A 19,645-nucleotide genomic window follows, 5' to 3' on the forward strand; every position below is an offset into this window, starting at 1 on the left:
GTCAGGGGCGGCGGCGCTGCTGCCTGCGGTAGGCGGCCGGGGATTGTGACTGCAGCTCCTGGAATTTGCGGTAGAACTGGCTGAGACTGGGAAAGCCGCTCGCCTCGGCGATCACGGGGATCGGCTGCTCGCCCTGCAACAGGCGGCAGGCATGGCCGATCCGCAGCTGCGCCAGCAGGGCGCTGAAACTGGTCTGCATCTGCTGCGCAAACAGGCGCTTGATCGTGGCCGGACTGCTGCGCGCGGCCGCAGCCAGATCGTCCAGACTGAGGGCCTCGGTGTAATGCGCCTGCAGATAGGCGAGGGCGGCGGCCAGGCGCCGGTCTTCGACGCCGGCCCGGTAGCCCTGCAGCAGGCGCAGCTCGCGGTCGTGCTGGAGCTGGCCGAGGATCTCGAACAGACAGCCGAGCCGCGCCAGGCCCTCGCTCTGCGCCAGCCGGGCGAAGTGGGGCGCCATGCGCGCGCTGAAGGCGGGGCTGAATACGGCGCCGGTCTGGATCTGCGCGAGCCAGTGCACCAGCGCGTTGAGCTCGCTTGCGCCATGCCCGGCCAGCCCGCGCAGCCAGTCGAGCGTGAAAAAGATCACCTGCACTTCCTTGTCCTGCCCGGCCTCGGGCGAATGCCAGGTGTGCGGCTGGTTGGGCGCCACCAGCGCCAGGTCGAGGTCGCCAAAACTATCGGCGTCGCTGCCGATGTAGCGCGTGCCGCGCCCGCCGCGCGTGAAGGTCAGCTCGAACTCGGGGTGGTAGTGCCAGAAGAAGCCGCAGCCCTGGCAGACTTCGTGCAGATAGCGCCAGCCGGGACCGTCGCTGGCGCCAACCCATTCGCGGATCAGCATCGGAATCCTCCCCGGTCGCGCTGGGCCTCAGCGCTCCTTGAGCTTGTACAGCACGTCGACCGTGATGCTCAGCTTCTGCGGCGCAATGAAGGTCGGCAGCCCGCTGCGCCGGCTCTCGACCGGGGCGCCGCCGCGCCCCTCGAACGCGGTCGACAGGCCGAACGCGTAGGTCAGATTCTTCAGGGGCTGGGCGGAAATGCCGCCGACGCCTGCGATCTTGCGACCGAGGCCGCTTGCCATGTCTTCCGCCTTGGCCTGGGCATCGGCGATGGCCTCGGCCATCATCTCCTTTTCAATGCGCTTGCGGTCGTCGCGGCTGAAGGCGACGCCGAAGCCATCGATATTGGCCAGCTTCAGCAGGCCGGCGACCAGGCCGTCCCATTTGCTCAGATCGCGAATCGTCAGGTGCACCGAACAGATCGTCTCGGGGATCACTTCGCCGGGGACATTGGTGCGCTTGTTGCGCCGCCGGATCGACTGCATCTCGATGCCGGCCGCATCCAGCTCCAGCGCCGCATACACGTCCTTGAGTTCGGCCATGCGCGTTTCCACGATGGTCCAGGCCGCCGCGGGGTCGGCATCGGTCGACACGATATCGAGATCGATTTCACCGACCGTCGGAATCACGGTCACATTCGCGCTGCCATTCACGTGAATAAACGGATAGGCGGGCAGTTCCGAGGCTGTGGCAAAGGCCGTCAGTCCGGCAAAGCTCAGCGTCAGCAGGGCGGTCTTCCACATCGGGTGTCTCCGGAGAATGTGCGGCTTGCCAGTCTAGCATCATTACAGGCCTGTCCCAAGGGCGGCAATGAGCCGATAGTGGAAGAAATTCAGCTGAGGCTGGAACACAAGGCGGCGCGCCGCCCGCATCATGCGGCCCATGATGACTTCGCTGCTGCGCCATGTGCGCGCCCTCGAGCCGGGTTTCTTCCGGCGCTTCTTCGCGCTCGGCTGGCCGATCTCGGCCCAGCTGATGCTGGCCTCCTCGCTGGCCCTGGTCGATGTGCTGATGGTGGCCGCGCTCGGCGCCACGGCGGTCGCGGCGGTCGGGCTGGCGGGCAAATTCTTTTTCATCGTGATTCTGATGATCTCGGGCGTGGCCAGCGGCGGCGCCACCCTGGCGGCCCAGTATGTCGGCGCGCGCGACGCGGCCGGTGTGCGCCGCGTGCTGGCTATTTCCCTGGTGGCCGGCTGGCTGGCGGCGCTGCCGTTCACGCTGGCCACGGCCTGGATGCCGCAGCAGATCATGGGCTGGTTTTCCGACGATGTCGAGCTGGTGCGCCTGGGCGCGCAGTTCCTGCGCCTGAGCGCCCCTTTCCACCTGCTCATGGCGACCGTGGCCGTGATCGCGGCCGTGCTGCGCGTCTACGGCAAGGCCACGCTGCCGATGCTGGTCGGGGTGCTGGCCGTGGGCCTGAATACCGTGCTCAACTACTTTCTGATCTTCGGCCACGCCGGCGCGCCCCAGCTCGGGGTGGCCGGCGCGGCCCTGGCCACGCTGACGGCCAAGTGTGTCGAATGCGCGGTCCTGATCGCGCTGATCTATTACGCGAAGTCGCCAATCTGCCTGAGCCTGGCCGAGTTTCGCGCGGCCTTCCGCCCGGACGAGGTGCGCCGCTTCCTGCGCCAGAGCGTGCCGCTGGTGCTCAATGAAATCGTATTCGCCGGCGGCATGTTCGGCTTCAGCGTGATCTATGGCCATATGGGCACGGTGCAGCTGGCCTCGACCACCCTGATGGGGCCGATCGAGGGCCTGAGTATCGACCTGTTCATCGGCTTTACCACGGCCGCCGCAGTGATGATCGCCACCGCCCTCGGCGCGCGCGACTTCGCTGCGGCCAAGCGCCATGCGCTGGTGCTGGCGGCCGTGGTCACCGGCGCGACGCTCGTGTTCGGCTTGCTGATGGCGGCGCTACGCACGCCGATCCTGTCGCTGTTCGGCAAGGTCGAGCCGGAGGTGCTGGCGCTCGCGCATCAGCTGTTCTTCATTGTCTGCTTCACGCTCTGGCTGCGTCTGTACAACGTGGTGGCCTGCGTCAGCATTCTGCGCAGCGGTGGCGAGGTGCGCTACACCTTGTATGTCGACATGGTCGTGGTCTGGCTGCTGGTGCTGCCGCTGACGGCCTACACTGGCCTGGTCCTGCACTGGCCGCTGAGCTGGGTGTTCGCGCTGGCCATCGGCGGCGAGGCCCTGTGCAAGGCGCCGGCCTATACGCTGCGCATCCTGCAGCGCCGCTGGCTGCGCAGTCTGGTCATGCATACGCCGCAGACGCTTGCCCACTAAATTCGCGACAAAGTTGGGACAAAAAGACGCTTAACAGCGTTCTAGACTGTCGGCTTGACATTATTGGAAAGTGCCAACCATGAACCATCCGATTGTGCTCGGTCCCGCCATCGGCAGCCCTGGCGTGACCAGCTATGCTTCGATTCAGACCCTGTTCATCGCCTATCTGGGCCGTCCGGCCGATATGCTGGCGATGGAATACTGGGCTGGCAAATTCGCCAGCGCGCGCAGCCTCGACGCCCTGCAGTCGGCGCTGGCCAATGACGGCAGCTTCATCATGGCCTCGGGCAATACGCCGCTGGGCATGATCAAGACCATCTACCAGAACAGCTTCGGCCATGCGCCGACGGCCGAGGCCCTGACCTACTGGGGCGCTCAGCTCAACAGCGGCGCGGTGACGGCCAGCACGCTCGGCGCCAGCATCGTGGCGGCCGCCAGCGGCACGGACGGCACCGCCATGCGCGAAAAGCTGATCGCCGCCAGCGCGTTCGACAGCTTCTGGCAGACCACCGGCGGCCTCGACACCAACGATATGCTGGCCCTGGTCGGCGGCTCGGGCCGCTGGCTCGGCCCGGTGCACGATAGCGCCAGCCTGAGCACGGCCCTGTCGCAGCTGTCCGATATGTTCACCAATATTCCGGACGTGGTCATCCAGCCGGCGGGCAGCGCGGCCGTCACGACGGCGGCCCAGGGCAGCCTGAGCGGCTTCACCTTCGGCGACATCCTCAGCGGCGTGGGCCCGGCCATGTCGAGCGGCGTGCAGGCCCTGTATGTGGCCTACTTTGGGCGCCCGGCCGATATCGGCGGCCTCAATTTCTGGAGCACGGTGGCCGCGCGCACCCATTCGCTCGATGCGGTCCAGTCGGGCATCGCGGGCTCTTCGGAATTCACGTCCAACCACCTGAGCACGGCGCAGATGGTCAACCAGATCTATCAGAACGCCTTTGCGCGGCCGGCCGATGTGGGCGGGCTCAGCTACTGGACCGGCCTCGTCAACGAGGGCAAGCTCAGCGTCAACAATCTGGGCGGCGCCATCATGGCCGGCGCCCAGGGCGGCGATGCCCTGGTCCTGCGCGACAAGCTGGTGGCGGCGAATGCCTTCGATATGTATCTGCAGACCAGCAATGCGGACGAGGTGCTGAATCCGGCCTTGTTCCTCAGCGATATGCACAACTGGCTGGGCCGCGTGCACGACGACGCCTCGATGATCAGCCAGATCGCCACGCTCGATAACGGCGACCTCATGTACCCGGCCGTGCTGCCGGAGATCGTCGGCCAGCCGTCCATCGTCCACGTGTGATCGCGGACACATTTATAAATCGATAAGTTTTCCATCATGCTCAGTCCGATGCCTTTGGGAGACTGAGCTGTGGCAAATCCTTTCGCGCCCCTGCAGCTGGCGGCCTTGCCGCTGCCAGCGGCCTTCAATCTGCTGCACCTGGCCTATCTCGGCCGGCCGACGGATCCTGAGGCGATTGCCCAGCTGACCCGGCTCGCCGCGCGCGACGGCGCGGCGCTCTGGCTGGCCAAGCTGCAAAGCGGGCTGGCCCAGGAGCTGGGCCTGACGCCGGCCGCCCTGGTCGACAAACTCTACTGGAACAGCTTCGGCCGCCACGCGGAAAGCGCGGCGATCAGCTATTGGAGCGGCCTGCTCGCCAGCGGCGAGCTCAGCCTCGACAGCCTGGCCAGCAGTATTTTCCGCGCCGCCGGCGCCGACGATCTGCGCGCGCTGGCGAGCAAATTGCTGGCCCTCGATGCCTTCAATACGGGCTGGCAAGTGAATGCCGCCAGCGCGAATCTGGCCTACCTCAGCGTGGCCAGCCATGCGCTCGACTGGTTCGCTGCCGTGCATGACGGCGCCAGCCTGAGCACGGCCCTGCAGAGCCTGAACCAGACCGTCGCCTACACGCCGCCGCCGCCCTGGGTGCCGAATCAGCAGCCGGGCTGGAGCTTTGCGAATGGCATCGGCGCACGCCTGGCCGCGCCGGGCGGGGAGGGCGCGGCCAGCGTGGTCCAGGCCGAGTATCTGGCCTGGCTCGGGCGGCCGGCCGACGCCGGCGGGCTGGCCTACTGGATGGGACGCCTGAACGCGGGCGAGAGCGTGCATGCGCTCGAACAGGGCCTGCTCGCCTCGGCCGAATATGCGCAGGCCAGCGCCGCCCAATCCCTGCCCCAGCGGATCAACGACATCTATCTGCATGCCTTTGGCCGGCCGGCCGATGCGGGCGGCCTGCTGTACTGGGCCGACCAGCTCCAGCATGGCCAGTTCAGTCAGGCCGAACTGGGCAGCGCGATCCTGGCCAGCGCCAGCGGCGCCGACGCCTTTGCACTGCGCGACAAACTGGTCGCCGCCAATGCCATGAGCCTGTATGCCCAGCTGGCGGCCAGCGCGCCGCCCGAGGGGGCCGTGCGCGCCGCCTGGCTGGCTCAGGTGACGGATGACGCCAGCATGGCCGTGAGCGTCGGCGCCCTCGCCGATGGCCAGGCTGGCGGGCCGGTCGTGGTCACGGGGGTGGCGCCGCCCGCACCGGCCCTCGGCCTGTGAGCGGGAATCGGTAATCCGCGCCGTTTTTCACCGGCGTCGGCCTGGGGAGGGGCGGGTATAATGCCAGCCATCCTTAAGGGCTGTACACCATGACCAATACCACGCATTTCGGCTACAAGACGGTGGCCGAAGAAGAAAAAGTTCACGAAGTCGCCAAGGTCTTTCATTCGGTCGCGTCCAAGTACGACGTGATGAACGACCTGATGTCGGCCGGCCTGCACCGCGTCTGGAAGGCCTTCACGATCGCCAACGCGGCCGTGCGCCCGGGCATGAAGGTGCTCGACATCGCTGGCGGCACCGGCGACCTGAGCAAGGAATTCGTCAAGCAGGCCGGTCCCACGGGCGAAGTCTGGCTCACCGATATCAACGAGTCGATGCTGCGCGTGGGCCGCGACCGCCTCTTGAACCTGGGCCGCGTGACCCCCACCTTGCTGTGCGACGCCGAGAAGCTGCCCTTCCCGGACAATTATTTCGACCGCGTCAGCGTGGCCTTTGGCCTGCGCAATATGACGCACAAGGACCTGGCGCTGAAGGAAATGCAGCGCGTCCTCAAGCCGGGCGGCAAGCTGCTGGTGCTGGAGTTTTCCAAGGTGGCGGCGCCGCTGCAGAAACCGTATGACCTGTATTCCTTCTCGGTCCTGCCCTGGCTCGGGCAGAAGATCGCCGGCGATGCGGAATCCTACCGCTATCTGGCCGAGTCGATCCGCATGCATCCGGACCAGGAAACCTTGAAGGGCATGATGGAAACCGCCGGGTTGGAGCGGGTCCAGTATTTCAATCTGACCGCAGGTGTGGCTGCTCTCCACACGGGTATCAAACTGTAAAGGGACACCATGAAGAAGTTTGTGATCAGCATGCTGTTGGCCGCCACCGCGACCGCGCTGGTGGTCGATGCCGTCGCCAAACCGATGGGCGGCGGCCGCTCAATCGGGCGCCAGTCGCCCACCGTCACGCGTCAGGCGCCGCAGCCGGCGCCGCAACAGGCGCCGCTGGCCGGCCAGCGTCAGGCCGCCCCGGCCGCTGCCGCGCCGGCCCCGGCCGCACCGGTCCAGAAGCCGAGCATGTGGAAGGGCGTGCTGGGCGGGGCCCTGCTCGGCCTCGGCCTCGGCGCCCTGTTCTCCAGTCTCGGCATGGGCGCCGGCATGGCCAATGCGCTCGGCTCGATCCTGATGATCGGCCTGCTGGTGGCCGCCGCCGTCTTCCTGTTCCGTCTGCTGCGCGGTAAATCGCAGCAGGCCCAGCCGGCTGGCGCTGCGCCCTATGCCTATGGCGCGCCGGCGCCGACGCCGGAAATCGGTTCGCGTCTGGAACCGGCCGCCTTCCAGGGCGGCGCGGCCGCCGCGGCTGCGGCCCCGGTCAGCGCCCCCTGGGGCGTGCCGGCCGGCTTCGACACCGATGGTTTCCTGCGTGAGGCCAAGGCCAGCTTCCTGCGCATGCAGGCCGCCTGGGACAAGGGCGACGCCGCCGACCTGCGTGAATTCGTCACGCCCGAAGTCTTCGGCGAACTGCGCCTGCAGCTGCAGGAGCGCGCCGCCGGCGAGAGCAATTTCACCGACGTCGTCACCCTCAATGCCGAGCTGCTCGGCGTCGAGACCCTGGAGCGCGATTACGTCGCCAGCGTGAAATTCGACGCCACCATCAAGCAGTCGGAGAACGGCCCGGCCGAGCCCTTCTGCGAGGTCTGGAACATGACGCGCGCCGTCGCTGGCGGTGGCCGCTGGATTCTGGCGGGCATTCAGCAGGTGCAATAAGCCAGCCCTGCCTGCATGGTAAGATCAAGGCCGCTCGGATTTCCGGGCGGTTTTGTTTTTCAGGAAGCACTTCATGGCGATTCCCCTTCCCGATCCGTCCGCGCCGGCCGCGGCGGTCATCAATCACCTGCTGGCGCAGGAAGCCTGGGCGCGCGCGGCCCTGGTCCCGCATGCCGGCAAGATCGCCTGCATCGACGCGGGCGCCACGGCGCTGCATCTGCGCGTCGGCGCCGATGGCCTGCTGGTGGCGGACGCGGGCGTGGCCGCCGTCACCATCCGTCTCAAGCTGGCCGATCTGCCCTTGATCCTGCAGAACCGTGAGCGCGCCTTCTCGTATGTGAAAGTCGAAGGCGACGCCGAGTTCGCCAATGCGATCTCGGCCGTGGCCCAGGGTCTGCGCTGGGAAGCCGAGCACGACCTCGAGCCTTGGCTCGGTCCGCTGTTGGCGACACGGGTGGTGGCCGGTGCGCGTGGCGCCGTCGAGACCGCCAAACAGACCCAGCAGAAGCTGGCCGAGAACCTGGCCGAATATTTCCTCGAGGAGCAGCCGCTGCTGGTGCGCCCGGCCGCGGTGGACGGCTATGGCGGCGAGATCGCGCGCCTGCGCGACGACGTCGAACGCATGGACAAGCGCATCGCCGCGCTGGAACGGAAACTGGCCGCCTCATGATTCTGAAATTCGTCCGTCTCGCCAAGATTTTGCGTGTGGCCATCAAGTATGGCCTCGACGATCTGCTGATTTCGGCCCTTCCGGTGCCGCGCACGCGCAAGCTGTTCACGCGCCTGTTCTTCTGGCGCAGCTTGCATGCGCCGCGTGGCGAGCGCCTGCGCATGGCGCTCGAGGAACTGGGGCCGATCTTCGTGAAATTCGGCCAGGTGCTGTCGACGCGGCGCGACCTGATGCCACCCGATATCGCCGACGAGCTGGCGCGCCTGCAGGACCGCGTGCCGCCCTTCGATTCCGAACTCGCGATTGCCCAGATCACGCGCTCGCTCGGCGCCCATCCGGAGCAGCTGTTCGCCAGCTTCGAACGCACGCCCGTGGCCTCGGCCTCGATCGCCCAGGTGCACTTCGCGCGCCTCAAGGACGGCAAGGATGTGGCCGTCAAAGTGCTGCGCCCCGGCATGAAGGAAGTGATCGACCACGACCTGGCCCTGATGCATCTGGCGGCCGAGTTCGTCAGCCGCGTGTGGGCCGACGCCAAGCGCCTCAAGCCGCGCGAAGTGGTGGCCGAGTTCGACAAATACCTGCACGACGAACTCGACCTGATGCGCGAGGCGGCCAATGCCAGCCAGCTGCGCCGCAACTTCGCCGACTCGCGCTTGCTGCTGGTGCCCGAGATGTACTGGGACTACTGCTCCTCGAACGTGATCGTGATGGAGCGCATGCATGGCATTCCGATTTCCCAGATCGACCGCCTGGCGGCCGAGGGCGTCGACCTGAAAAAGCTGTCGAGCGACGGCGTCGAGATTTTCTTCACCCAGGTGTTCCGCGACGGTTTCTTCCACGCCGATATGCACCCGGGGAATATCCTGGTGTCGATCGATCCGGCCAGCTTCGGCCGCTACATCGCGCTCGACTTCGGCATCGTCGGCACCCTGAACGATTTCGACAAGGACTACCTGTCGCAGAATTTCCTGGCTTTCTTCCGGCGCGACTACAAGCGCGTGGCCGAGGCCCACATCGAATCCGGCTGGGCCCCGCCCGAGACCCGCGTCGACGAGCTCGAGGCGGCCGTGCGCGCCTGCTGCGAACCGATCTTCGACCGCCCGCTGAAAGACATCTCCTTCGGCCAGGTGCTGCTGCGTCTGTTCCAGACCTCGCGCCGCTTCAATGTCGAGGTCCAGCCCCAGCTCGTGCTGCTGCAGAAGACCCTGCTCAATATCGAAGGCCTGGGGCGCCAGCTCGATCCCGACCTCGACCTGTGGAAGACGGCCAAGCCCTATCTGGAACGCTGGATGGCCGAGCAGGTCGGCCTGCCCGGCATGATGGAGCGTCTGAAGGCCGAGGCGCCGCGCTTTACCCACATCATTCCGCAGCTGCCGCGCATGGTGCACCGCGCGCTGCAGCAGGCGGCCGCACCGCGCCGCGATGAAGCCGAGCTGATCAAGGTGCTGATCGGCGAGCAGCAGCGCACCAACCGCCTGCTGGCCTTCATTGCCGTGTTCGTGGCCACCTTCGTCATCGGTCTGGTCGGCGCCCAGATTTACTTCCGCTATTACCACGGATGAGTGATTTCGCCAGCCGCGACCCGCGCGATCCGGCCTTCTGGGACGAGCGTTTCGCGCGCGGCTTCACGCCCTGGGACCGCGGCGCCGTGCCGGCCGATCTGCAGCGCTTCGCCGCCACCGAGGCCCCGCTGCGCACCCTGATTCCCGGCTGTGGCACGGCCTGGGAACTCGATTATCTGTGCGCGCTCGGCTGGGAGGTCGACGCCATCGATTTCGCGCCCGAGGCGGTGGCGCAGGCGCGCGCCCGCCACCCGCGCTGGGCCGTGCGTCTGCACGAGGCCGATTTTTTCGCCTGGCAGCCGGCCGCGCCGCTCGAGCTGATCTACGAACGCGCCTTCCTGTGCGCCATGCCGCGCGCGCGCTGGCCCGAGGTGGTGGCGCGCTGGGCGGCCCTGCTGCCGCCGGGCGGCCAGCTCGCTGGTTTCTTCTTCTTCGATGCAGCGCCCAAAGGCCCGCCGTTCGGGGCCGATCCGGCCGTCCTGCAGGCGCTGCTGCAGCCTCACTTCAGGCTGGAGGAGGATGGGCCCGTGGCCGATTCGATTCCTGTGTTCGCAGGCAAGGAGCGCTGGCAGCGCTGGCGCCGCCGCTAGGGACGGCGCGCGCGGACAGCTTGCAGCTCAGGCGACGACGACGGCGGTGCCGCTGGCCGAGACCATCAGCATGCCATTGCGCTCGCCCAGCACTTCGTAGTCGAGGTCGACGCCGACGACGGCGTTCGCCCCCAGGGCCTGGGCGCGCTGCTGCAGTTCTTCGAGCGCGATGTCGCGCGCCCGCTGCAGTTCGCGCTCATAGGTGGCCGAGCGCCCGCCGACCAGGTCGCGGATGCTGGCGAACAGGTCCTTGAACAGATTGGCCCCGAGGATGGCTTCGCCGGTGACGATGCCGCAGTAGCGGGTGATGGTCTGGCCTTGCAGGCTGGGCGTGGTGCTGACGATCATGCTGGCTCTCCTGAGTGAAAGTGAGCGCAGTGTGCCCGTCGGCGCGGCGCGGCGAAACGGCAATGTGGGGCCGTTTTTACCGCGCGCCGCCCAGGCCGCTGCCGCCGAGCGGCTCGGTCTCGTGGCGTTCGCCGAAGCGGGCGATCAGGGGCCGTCCCTGCACGATGGCGGCCTGCACAACGGGCAGGGCGAGGGCGGCGCGGTGGCTGGCCTGGCTGTCCCAGACCTCGGTCACCCACAGGACGTCGGGGTCGGCCGGGTCGCGCGCGACGATGTAGCTGAGGCAGCCGGGCAGATTGGCCAGGCCCTGCAGCAGGATGGCGCTCAGGGCCGCGCCTTGGCCTGGCTGGGCCTGGATGTTGCCGATCAATCCGTACATGGGCGTCTCCGTTAGCGTGTGCGCGAGGGATGCCAGCTGGCGTCCGTCACTTCCATCAGGCCGGCCACGGCGTCTTCGTCGACGGCCTCCTGCGGGAAGCAGATCATGTTTTCCGACACGATGCGCGGATAGGCATTGGCCGGATTGCCGAAATAGTTGACCGGGTTGTACAGGGGGGGCAGATGCCACCACAGGCGGTAGCCGGCCGCCTGCAGCCACTCGATCAGGGCCATGCTGCGCTCGGCGCGGTCGTTTTCGACGTACAGGATGGGGCGGCAGCGCTTGAGCAGGGCCTGGGCGCCTTCGAGCACGGCGCGCTCCATGCCCTCGACGTCGATCTTGATCAGGCGCACCTGCGCCAGCTCGGTGGTGAGCTGATCGAGCGGGCGCACGCTGACGGCCTCGCCGCGCGCCTCGGCGCTGAGCTGGACGGCGCCCGAATTGTGCTTGCCGCCGGCGCCGAAGTCGTAGCGCGGCACATAAAGCGTGGCCTCGGCCGCGCCGCAGCCGAGCTGGAAGGTCTGGACCTGGGCCAGGCCGTTCAGGGCCACATTCGCGCACAGCATCTGGTAGACGCCGGGCTGGGGCTCGAAGGCCAGCACGCGCCCGCTTGGACCGACGGCGCGCGCCAGGCCCACGGTCTCGCTGCCGATATTGGCGCCGATCTCGATCACCGTGTCGCCGGGGCGCAGCAGGCCGGCCAGGTAGCGTTGCTCGATCTCGCCGTACTCGCCGTACAGCATCAGGGCCTTGCCCAGGTATTCGTCATAGCGGTTGCCGACCAGCCAGCCGTGGCGCCCGCGCACGAGCACCTGGCCATGCTCGAGTTCGATCACATCGGGCAGATGGGGCGCGTCGCCGCGCGCGAACAGGGGACCATCGACCGGGGGCGCGCCGAAGCAGAGGCGGCGCAGCAGGGCTATCAGCAGGGAACGCAAGATCGGCTCACGATGAAAAAGTCATAACAGGCATTGTAGCGGCTTCAGCCGGCCGGATGCGCGCGCGGCGGTCGGACTTGCAAGTAAAATAAGCCGCCGCGCGCGCGCCGGGGGCGCCGCCCTTGAAGCCGGCGGCTTGCGCCCCAAAATCGCCAGAAGGATAGAAAAAGCTTTATAATTCAGGGTTTTTGATGATTTTTGCGGAGTAAAACGATGCCAATCTACGCCTACCGTTGCGACGAGTGCGGGTTCGCGAAGGATGTCTTGCAAAAGGTATCCGACCCGCAGCTGACCGACTGCCCGTCGTGCGGCAAGTCTTCATTCAAGAAACAAGTGACGGCCGCCGGCTTCCAGCTCAAGGGCACGGGCTGGTATGTGACCGATTTCCGCGGCGGCAGCGGCGGCACCAGCGCGCCCGCCACCACCGCCGAGAGCCCGGCCGCGGCCCCTGCGCCGACCCTGGCCCCGGCCTCGGAATAAGCCCGCCTGGAGAGCGCATGCGCAAATACTTCATCACCGGTCTGCTGATCCTCGTGCCCCTGGCCATCACGGCCTGGGTGCTGAGCATGATCATCGGCACCCTGGACCAGTCGCTGCTGATCCTGCCGCACGAGTGGCAGCCGGAGACGCTGTTCGGCTTCCGCATCCCGGGTCTGGGCGCCGTGCTGACCCTGCTGATCGTATTTGTCACCGGTCTGCTGACCAATAATCTGATCGGCAACTACGTGGTGCGCCTGTGGGAAAAGCTGCTGGCCCGGATTCCCGTGGTCAGCTCGATCTACACCAGCGTCAAGCAGGTGTCGGACACCCTGTTCTCCTCGAGCGGGAATGCGTTCCGCAAGGCGGTGCTGATCCAGTACCCGCGCGCCGGCAGCTACACGATTGCCTTCCTGACCGGCGTCCCGGGCGGGGATGTGAAAAACCATCTGGTGGGCGACTACGTCAGCGTCTACGTGCCGACCACCCCCAACCCGACCTCGGGCTTTTTCCTCATGATGGAAAAGAGCCAGGTCATCGAACTGGACATGAGCGTGGACGCGGCGCTCAAGTACATCGTCTCCATGGGCGTGGTCGCACCCGACCAGCTGCCCGCCACCGAATAACCAACCTCGATCGAAAATCCTATGTCTTCCATGCGTACTCATTACTGCGGCCTCGTCACCGAAGAACAGCTGGGCCAAACCGTCAGCCTGTGCGGCTGGGTCCACCGTCGCCGCGACCACGGCGGGGTCATCTTCATCGACCTGCGCGACCGCGAAGGCCTGGTGCAGGTGGTCTGCCACCCGGATAACGCCGAGGTCTTCAAAGTGGCCGAAGCCGTGCGCAACGAGTTCTGCCTGCGCATCACCGGCCGCGTCGATGCGCGTCTGGAAGGCACGGTCAACACCAACCTGAAGTCGGGCAAGATCGAAGTCCACGCCTCCCAGGTCGAAGTGCTCAACGCTTCGGTCACGCCGCCGTTCCAGCTCGATGACGACAATCTGTCGGAAACCACGCGCCTGACCCACCGCGTGCTCGACCTGCGCCGCCCGCAGATGCAGAACAACCTGCGCATGCGCTACAAGGTCGCGATCGAAGTGCGCAAGTATCTGGACGAGCGCGGCTTCATCGACATCGAAACCCCGATGCTGACCAAGTCGACCCCGGAAGGCGCACGCGACTACCTGGTGCCCTCGCGCGTGCACGACGGCCACTTCTTCGCGCTGCCGCAGTCGCCGCAGCTGTTCAAGCAGCTGCTGATGGTCGCCAACTTCGACCGCTACTACCAGATCACCAAGTGCTTCCGCGACGAAGACCTGCGCGCCGACCGTCAGCCGGAATTCACCCAGATCGACTGCGAAACCTCGTTCCTGACCGAACAGGAAATCCGCGATCTGTTCGAAGACATGATCCGCCACGTGTTCAAGAAAGTGCTGGACGTCGAACTGCCCAACCCCTTCCCGGTGATGGACTTCGCCACCGCCATGGGCCTGTACGGTTCGGACAAGCCGGACATGCGCGTCAAGCTGCAGTTCACCGATCTGACGGCCGTGATGAAGGACGTCGAATTCAAGGTCTTCAGCGGCGCGGCGAATATGCCCAACGGCCGCGTGGTCGGCCTGCGCGTGCCGGGCGGCGGCGCCATGCCGCGTTCGGAAATCGACGCCTACACCCAGTTCGTCGCCATCTACGGCGCCAAGGGCCTGGCCTACATCAAGGTCAATGAGAAGGCCAAGGGCCGCGACGGCCTGCAGTCGCCGATCGTGAAGAACATCCACGACGCCGCGCTGGCCGCGATCCTCGAGCAGACCGGCGCCCAGGACGGCGACCTGATCTTCTTCGGCGCCGACAAGGCCAAGGTCGTCAACGACGCCATCGGCGCGCTGCGCGTGAAGATCGGCCACAGCGAATTCGGCAAGAACAACGGCCTGTTCGAAGACAAGTGGGCGCCGCTGTGGGTGGTCGACTTCCCGATGTTCGAATACGACGAGGAAGACGATCGCTGGACCGCCACCCACCACCCGTTCACCTCGCCGAAAGACGGCCACGAGGACATGCTCGAAACCGATCCGGGCAAGTGCGTCGCCAAGGCCTACGACATGGTGCTCAACGGCTGGGAACTGGGCGGCGGCTCGATCCGTATCCACCGCGAAGACGTGCAGTCGAAAGTGTTCCGCGCGCTGAAGATCGGCGCCGAGGAAGCGCAGCTGAAATTCGGCTTCCTGCTCGACGCCCTCAAATACGGCGCCCCGCCGCACGGCGGCCTGGCCTTCGGTCTGGACCGTATCGTCACCATGATGACCGGCTCCGAGTCGATCCGCGACGTGATCGCCTTCCCGAAGACCCAGCGCGCCCAGTGTCTGCTGACCCAGGCGCCGTCGGTGGTCGACGAGAAGCAGCTGCGCGAGCTGCACATCCGTCTGCGCAACAATCCGGACGCCGCGAAAGTCGCGTCCTGAGCGACCGAATGATGGCGCGGGCGACCGCGCCATTTTTTCATCTCGCCCATGCCTTATAAAATTCCCGAATCCGTGCTGGTGGTGATCCACACGCCAGCGCTCGAGGTGCTGCTGCTCGAACGGGCCGACCGGCCCGGCTTCTGGCAGTCGGTCACTGGCTCGCTCGATGCGCCCGATGAACCGCTGCTGCAGACCGCCGCGCGCGAACTGCGGGAGGAAACCGGCATCCTGGCCGACGGCCGCGACCTGGTCCTGCGCGACTGGCAGCTGGCCAATGTGTATGACATCTATCCGGTCTGGCGCCACCGCTATGCGCCCGGCGTGACCCAGAACACCGAGCACGTGTTCTCGGTCTGCGTGCCGCGCGACACCCCCGTCACCCTGGCCCCGCGCGAACACCTGCGCTACGCCTGGTATCCGTATCTGGAAGCGGCCGACCGCTGCTTCTCGCCCTCGAACGCGGAAGCCATCCTGCAACTGCCTCATTACACCAACAAGACATTATGACGACCCGGAACAAAGCCCAAGCAGCCCAGAACCAAGTCGCCCAGGGCGTGCAATTCCTGAGCAAAGGCGACGCCGTGCGCGCGCGCCAGGCCTTTGGCGCGGCCCTGGCCGCCGGCCTGAACGATGACGTCACGCCCCACCTGGGCATCGCCATGGCCTGCATGCACCTGGGCGACCAGCGCGCCGCCATGGCCGCGCTCGACCAGGTGCTGGCGCTCGAGCCGCGCCACCTGCGCGCGCTGGTGTTCAAGGCCGACATCTTCGACGCCGCCGGCGACGAAAAGGCCGCCTCCTCGCACTACCAGGCGGCGCTGATGGTGGCCCCGCCCGAGGACGCGCTGGCGACCGAGCAGAAGAACGATCTGGAGCGCGCGCGCGCCGCCCTGGCGCGCTATGCGAGCGGCTTCTCCAACTATCTGCGCAGCGAGCTGGCCAAGGTCGATGCACCGATGAGCCCGCGCTTTGCCGAGGCCCTCGATCTGCTCGAAGGCAAGCAGAAAATCTACTTCCAGGAACCGCATTTCTTCTATTTCCCCGGCCTGGCCCCGGTGACCTTCTTCCCGCGCGAACTGTTCCCCTGGATGGACAAGCTGGAAGCGGCCACCGACGCCATCCGCGCCGAGCTGCAGGGCATCCTGGCCGACCCGAATGCCTTCGCCCCCTACATCCAGGGCGACCCGCGCCGCGCCACCATCGCCCAGGGCGGCATGATGAACAACCCCGACTGGGGCGCCTACTACCTGGTCAAGGACGGCATGGCCATGCTCGACGCGATCGCGCGCTGCCCGACCACGATGGAAGTGCTGAAGGACGCGCCGATTTCGAGCATCCCCGGGGTCTCGCCCTCGATCATGTTCTCGCGCCTGAAGCCGGGCACGCGCATTCCGCCGCACACGGGCATGACCAATACCCGTCTGATCTGCCACCTGCCGCTGATCGTGCCTGGCGGCTGCGGCTTCCGCGTCGGCCGCGACGTGCGCCACTGGGAGGAGGGCAAGGCCTGGGCCTTCGACGACACCATCGAGCACGAGGCCTGGAACGACAGCGCCGAAGAGCGCGTGATCCTGCTGTTTGAAATCTGGCGTCCGGATATCACCGAGGCCGAGCGCACCCATATCGCGGCCCTGTTCGAAGCCGTGCACAAGCAGGGCGGTCTGCCGCAGGATTGGGCGATCTGAAGCCGGTCCGCCCAAGCCGTCCCAAAAAGTGTTTAAATGCTCATATGAGACGCTTGGGCATACTGGCAACGGGTCTGCTGGCGGCCATCTTGGCCGCCGGTCCCGCTGCGGCCGATCCGCGCCTGAGAATCACCACCGAGCATTCGCCGCCCGCGGCCATGATGGCCAATGGCCAGCTGGTCGGCTTTGCCACCGACAAGGTGCGCGAGATCCTGCGCCGCACCGGCACCGCGTATGAGATCGTACTGCTGCCCTGGAAGCGCGCCTATCTGATGGCACAGAACGAGCCCAACACCTGCGTCTACTCGACCACCCGCACGCCCGAGCGCGAGGCCCTGTTCAAATGGGTCGGCCCGACCCACGACAATGACTGGACCCTGTTCGCCCTGAGCGAGCGGCATTACAAGTTCAAGACCCTGGCCGATGTCGGCCAGCTGCGCATCGGCACCTACAACGGCGATGTGCGCGGCGACGCGCTGCAGGCCCAGGGCTTCAATGTCGACGCGGTCCAGAGCCAGTCCTCGAATCCGCGCAAGCTGCTGCTGGGCCGGATCGACCTGTGGGCCACCAGCCTGCGCGTTGGCAACGCGACCGTCGTGCTCAATGGCTGGCAGAGCAAGATCGAGCCGGTCCTGACCTGGCGCCACACCCAGATGTACCTGGCCTGCCACCGCTCGGTGCCGGACAGCCTGGTGGCGCGCATGAACAGCGCGCTCGAGGCCATGAAGCAGGACGGCACGGCGCACGCCATCGATAAAAAATACGAGCTCTGGCAAGACCCGCTTGCCACGGCTTCGCGCTGAGGAAGGCCGATGCGTCGTCTGCTCCTGCTCTGCTGCCTCGCCCTGCCGGCCACCGCGGCCGAGCGCCTGCGCCTGCTGACCGAGGAGATTCCGCCCTCGGTGATGAAGGTCGGGAATGAGATTTCCGGCTACTCGACGGAGAAGGTGCGCCTGATGATGGCGCGCGCCAAGGTCGACTACAGCATCGACATGTACCCATGGACGCGCGGCTACGCGATGACCCAGAGCATGCCGAATACCTGTCTGTACGCGACCGTGCGCATCCCCGAGCGCGAGGCCCTGTTCAAATGGGTCGGCCCGCTGGCCGTCAGCGACTGGATTTTGTACGGCCGCGCCAGCGACCGCCGCAAGCTGAAAGACCTGGAGGCGGCCCGCCCGCTGCGCATCGGCGCCTACTACGGCGATGTGCGCGGCGACTACCTGCGCGACCGCGGCTTCCAGGTCGAGTATGTGCCCAAGGACGAACTGAACCTGCAAAAGCTGATCCACGGGCGGATCGACCTGTGGGTCTCGAGCAAGCGCTTCGCCGAGATCGTCATCGCGCGCAAGGGCCTGCGCGAACAGGTGGTGCCGGTGCTGACCTTCCGCCGCGCCTCGGCCTATCTGGCCTGCAACCACGATGTGCCCGACACCTTGATCCAGCGCCTCAACGCGGCCATCGCCAGCATCAACGAGGACGGCAGCGGCGCCGCCATCGAGCAGAAATACGCAAGCTGGCGGGATTGATTTCTTGCAACACCTGCTGTCGGTAATGCTAGACTTGGCGGCATGCTGCCCCTGCTGCTCCTTGCTACCGTCCTGTGCGCCTCACCGGCGCGCGCCGCGCCACTGCGCCTGGTGACGGAGGAAGTGCCGCCCTCGGTCATGAAGCAGGGCGAGCGCATCACCGGCTATTCGGCCGACAAGGTGCGCACGCTGATGGAGCGCACCCACACGCCCTACACGATGACGATGTACGCCTGGTCGCGCAGCTTCAGCCTGGCCCAGACCCAGGCCGACACCTGCGTGTTTCCGATGGCGCGTCTGCCCGAACGCGAGGCCCTGTTCAAATGGGTCGGCCCCTTGCATGCGTCCGACTGGATGCTGGTCGGCCGCGCGCGCGACCGCCATGTGCTGCGCAGCCTGGACGATGCGCGCGGCCTGCGCATCGGCTCCTACGTGGGCGACTACCGCGCCCGCACCCTGCAGGAGCATGGCCTGCAGGTCGAATTCGTGGCCGACGACGCGCTCAATATCAAGAAGCTGCTGATGGGCCGGATCGACCTGTGGGTGGCCAGCCGCCGCCATGCCGAGATCGAAATCGAACGGCGCGGCCTGAAGGGCCAACTGGTGCCGCTGCTGACCTTTCGCCGCACCGACGTCTACCTGGCCTGCAACCGCGCCCTGCCGGACGCCGAGATCGCGCGCCTGAACGCCGGCTGGCATGCGATGCTGACCGACGGCACCGTGGCCGTGATCGAAGCGCGGTATACCCAAAGCCGCGAATAGCGGGCGTACAATGGACGTATGAAGCTGCGCGTCGTTACCTACAATATCCACAAGGGCGTATCGAGCATCGGCAGCAAACCGCGCGTGCACGCTCTGAAAAAGGCGATCGGCCTGTTGCGCGCCGACGTGCTGTTCCTGCAGGAAGTGCAGGGCCGCCATGACCGCCATGCCGAACGCTATGGCGAGCCGTTTTGGCCGAGCATGGGCCAGCACGAATTTTTCGCCGGCGACTCGCACCACGCCGCCTATGGCATGAATGCCGTGTACGACCACGGCCACCATGGCAATGCGCTGCTGTCGGTGCATCCGATTCTCGGCCAGGCCAACCACGATGTGTCCGACCACGCCTACGAGCAGCGCGGCATCCTGCACTGCGTGCTGGAAACGGGCGCGCGCCCCGTGCACTGCTATGTCGTGCATTTCGGCCTGTTCGAGGCCGGCCGCGGGCGCCAGGCCGACCAGCTGGTGCAGGCCGTCAGCAGCTCGGCCGGGCCGGACGAGCCGGTGATCATCGCCGGCGACTTCAATGACTGGCGCAATTCCCTGTCCGAGCGCCTGCGCCAGGCCCTCGGCGTGCGTGAAGTGTTCGATGAGCTGGGCCAGAGCTCGGCGGTGGCGGCGCGCCTGCGCGCCCTGGCCGGGCGGCCGCAGCCGGGGCCGCGTCCGGCGCGCACCTTTCCCGCCCTGATGCCCTGGCTGCGCCTGGACCGCATCTACGTGCGCGGCTTCCAGGTCGAGGCGGCCGAGGTGCTGCACGGTTCGCTGTGGGGCAAGCTGTCCGACCATGCGCCGATCGTGGCCAATCTGGCCCTGGATGCCTGACAC

Annotated in this window: 22 protein-coding genes; 17 read left to right on the forward strand and 5 right to left on the reverse strand. The window is 66.8% G+C overall.

Going from position 1 to position 19,645, the window contains the following annotated elements; translation table 11 throughout:
- Position 1: 1 nt before the first annotated feature.
- A complete protein-coding gene (locus LZ005_RS11555) occupies positions 2 to 838 on the reverse strand; it encodes an AraC family transcriptional regulator (protein ID WP_237808218.1) in 837 nt (278 codons plus the stop codon).
- A 27-nt stretch (positions 839 to 865) separates the two neighbouring features.
- The gene (locus LZ005_RS11560) at positions 866 to 1,579 is read right to left on the reverse strand and encodes an SIMPL domain-containing protein (protein ID WP_237808219.1); all 714 of its coding nucleotides are present in this window, start codon (positions 1,577 to 1,579) and stop codon (positions 866 to 868) included.
- A gap of 139 nt (positions 1,580 to 1,718) precedes the next feature.
- Between LZ005_RS11560 and LZ005_RS11565 the strand changes: the two genes are divergently transcribed.
- The 8 genes from LZ005_RS11565 (at position 1,719) to LZ005_RS11600 (ending at position 10,240) form a co-directional block, all read left to right on the forward strand.
- Positions 1,719 to 3,122 carry an MATE family efflux transporter gene (locus tag LZ005_RS11565; RefSeq protein ID WP_237808220.1) on the forward strand — a complete coding sequence of 468 codons (1,404 nt, stop codon included), beginning with the start codon at positions 1,719 to 1,721 and terminating at the stop codon, positions 3,120 to 3,122.
- A gap of 79 nt (positions 3,123 to 3,201) precedes the next feature.
- The gene (locus LZ005_RS11570) at positions 3,202 to 4,422 is read left to right on the forward strand and encodes a DUF4214 domain-containing protein (RefSeq protein WP_237808221.1); all 1,221 of its coding nucleotides are present in this window, start codon (positions 3,202 to 3,204) and stop codon (positions 4,420 to 4,422) included.
- Positions 4,423 to 4,491: 69 nt separating this feature from the next.
- Entirely contained in the window at positions 4,492 to 5,667 is a 1,176-nt protein-coding gene (locus LZ005_RS21890; RefSeq protein ID WP_237808222.1) for a DUF4214 domain-containing protein, read from the forward strand.
- A gap of 89 nt (positions 5,668 to 5,756) precedes the next feature.
- Positions 5,757 to 6,491 (forward strand): bifunctional demethylmenaquinone methyltransferase/2-methoxy-6-polyprenyl-1,4-benzoquinol methylase UbiE, encoded by a 735-nt coding sequence (gene ubiE, locus LZ005_RS11580; RefSeq protein WP_237808223.1) that lies wholly within the window; start codon positions 5,757 to 5,759, stop codon positions 6,489 to 6,491.
- 9 nt (positions 6,492 to 6,500) lie between these two features.
- Positions 6,501 to 7,418, forward strand: a complete 918-nt coding sequence (locus LZ005_RS11585; protein ID WP_237808224.1) for a Tim44 domain-containing protein — start codon at positions 6,501 to 6,503, stop codon at positions 7,416 to 7,418.
- A 73-nt stretch (positions 7,419 to 7,491) separates the two neighbouring features.
- Entirely contained in the window at positions 7,492 to 8,088 is a 597-nt protein-coding gene (locus tag LZ005_RS11590; RefSeq protein ID WP_237808225.1) for an SCP2 domain-containing protein, read from the forward strand.
- Positions 8,085 to 9,650 carry a ubiquinone biosynthesis regulatory protein kinase UbiB gene (gene ubiB / locus LZ005_RS11595; RefSeq protein WP_237808226.1) on the forward strand — a complete coding sequence of 522 codons (1,566 nt, stop codon included), beginning with the start codon at positions 8,085 to 8,087 and terminating at the stop codon, positions 9,648 to 9,650. Before LZ005_RS11590 ends, ubiB begins: the two co-directional genes overlap by 4 nt.
- Entirely contained in the window at positions 9,647 to 10,240 is a 594-nt protein-coding gene (locus LZ005_RS11600; RefSeq protein ID WP_237808227.1) for a methyltransferase domain-containing protein, read from the forward strand. The genes ubiB and LZ005_RS11600 overlap by 4 nt, the downstream gene beginning before the upstream one ends.
- A gap of 27 nt (positions 10,241 to 10,267) precedes the next feature.
- Here LZ005_RS11600 and LZ005_RS11605 read toward each other — a convergent pair whose 3' ends face one another.
- The 3 genes from LZ005_RS11605 to LZ005_RS11615 form a co-directional block, all read right to left on the reverse strand.
- A complete protein-coding gene (locus LZ005_RS11605; protein WP_237808228.1) occupies positions 10,268 to 10,588 on the reverse strand; it encodes a heavy metal-binding domain-containing protein in 321 nt (106 codons plus the stop codon).
- A gap of 76 nt (positions 10,589 to 10,664) precedes the next feature.
- Complete coding sequence (locus LZ005_RS11610; protein WP_237808229.1) at positions 10,665 to 10,967, reverse strand: putative quinol monooxygenase; 303 nt, start codon at positions 10,965 to 10,967, stop codon at positions 10,665 to 10,667.
- A gap of 11 nt (positions 10,968 to 10,978) precedes the next feature.
- Entirely contained in the window at positions 10,979 to 11,905 is a 927-nt protein-coding gene (locus LZ005_RS11615) for an FkbM family methyltransferase (protein WP_237808230.1), read from the reverse strand.
- A 213-nt stretch (positions 11,906 to 12,118) separates the two neighbouring features.
- Between LZ005_RS11615 and LZ005_RS11620 the strand changes: the two genes are divergently transcribed.
- The 9 genes from LZ005_RS11620 to LZ005_RS11660 are packed head-to-tail and all read left to right on the forward strand — an operon-like array spanning position 12,119 to position 19,642.
- Positions 12,119 to 12,385, forward strand: coding sequence for an FmdB family zinc ribbon protein (locus LZ005_RS11620; RefSeq protein ID WP_237808231.1), 267 nt, complete (start codon positions 12,119 to 12,121; stop codon positions 12,383 to 12,385).
- Between the two features lie 17 nt (positions 12,386 to 12,402).
- Positions 12,403 to 13,008 (forward strand): DUF502 domain-containing protein, encoded by a 606-nt coding sequence (locus tag LZ005_RS11625; RefSeq protein WP_237808232.1) that lies wholly within the window; start codon positions 12,403 to 12,405, stop codon positions 13,006 to 13,008.
- Positions 13,009 to 13,038: 30 nt separating this feature from the next.
- Entirely contained in the window at positions 13,039 to 14,844 is a 1,806-nt protein-coding gene (gene aspS / locus LZ005_RS11630; RefSeq protein ID WP_237808316.1) for an aspartate--tRNA ligase, read from the forward strand.
- 48 nt (positions 14,845 to 14,892) lie between these two features.
- Complete coding sequence (nudB, locus tag LZ005_RS11635; RefSeq protein WP_237808233.1) at positions 14,893 to 15,351, forward strand: dihydroneopterin triphosphate diphosphatase; 459 nt, start codon at positions 14,893 to 14,895, stop codon at positions 15,349 to 15,351.
- Positions 15,348 to 16,529: an aspartyl/asparaginyl beta-hydroxylase domain-containing protein gene (locus LZ005_RS11640; protein WP_237808234.1), complete on the forward strand. Its 1,182-nt coding sequence runs from the start codon at positions 15,348 to 15,350 to the stop codon at positions 16,527 to 16,529. Before nudB ends, LZ005_RS11640 begins: the two co-directional genes overlap by 4 nt.
- Positions 16,530 to 16,582: 53 nt before the next feature.
- On the forward strand, positions 16,583 to 17,332 hold the full coding sequence (locus tag LZ005_RS11645; RefSeq protein WP_373889324.1) for a substrate-binding periplasmic protein: 750 nt from the start codon (positions 16,583 to 16,585) through the stop codon (positions 17,330 to 17,332).
- A gap of 9 nt (positions 17,333 to 17,341) precedes the next feature.
- Complete coding sequence (locus LZ005_RS11650) at positions 17,342 to 18,058, forward strand: ABC transporter substrate-binding protein (RefSeq protein WP_237808236.1); 717 nt, start codon at positions 17,342 to 17,344, stop codon at positions 18,056 to 18,058.
- 42 nt (positions 18,059 to 18,100) lie between these two features.
- Positions 18,101 to 18,820, forward strand: a complete 720-nt coding sequence (locus LZ005_RS11655; protein WP_237808237.1) for an ABC transporter substrate-binding protein — start codon at positions 18,101 to 18,103, stop codon at positions 18,818 to 18,820.
- 18 nt (positions 18,821 to 18,838) lie between these two features.
- Positions 18,839 to 19,642: an endonuclease/exonuclease/phosphatase family protein gene (locus tag LZ005_RS11660; RefSeq protein WP_237808238.1), complete on the forward strand. Its 804-nt coding sequence runs from the start codon at positions 18,839 to 18,841 to the stop codon at positions 19,640 to 19,642.
- Positions 19,643 to 19,645 lie beyond the last annotated feature (3 nt).

It is taken from the genome of Massilia sp. TS11 (assembly GCF_022012445.1).
Classification (GTDB): domain Bacteria; phylum Pseudomonadota; class Gammaproteobacteria; order Burkholderiales; family Burkholderiaceae_D; genus Telluria.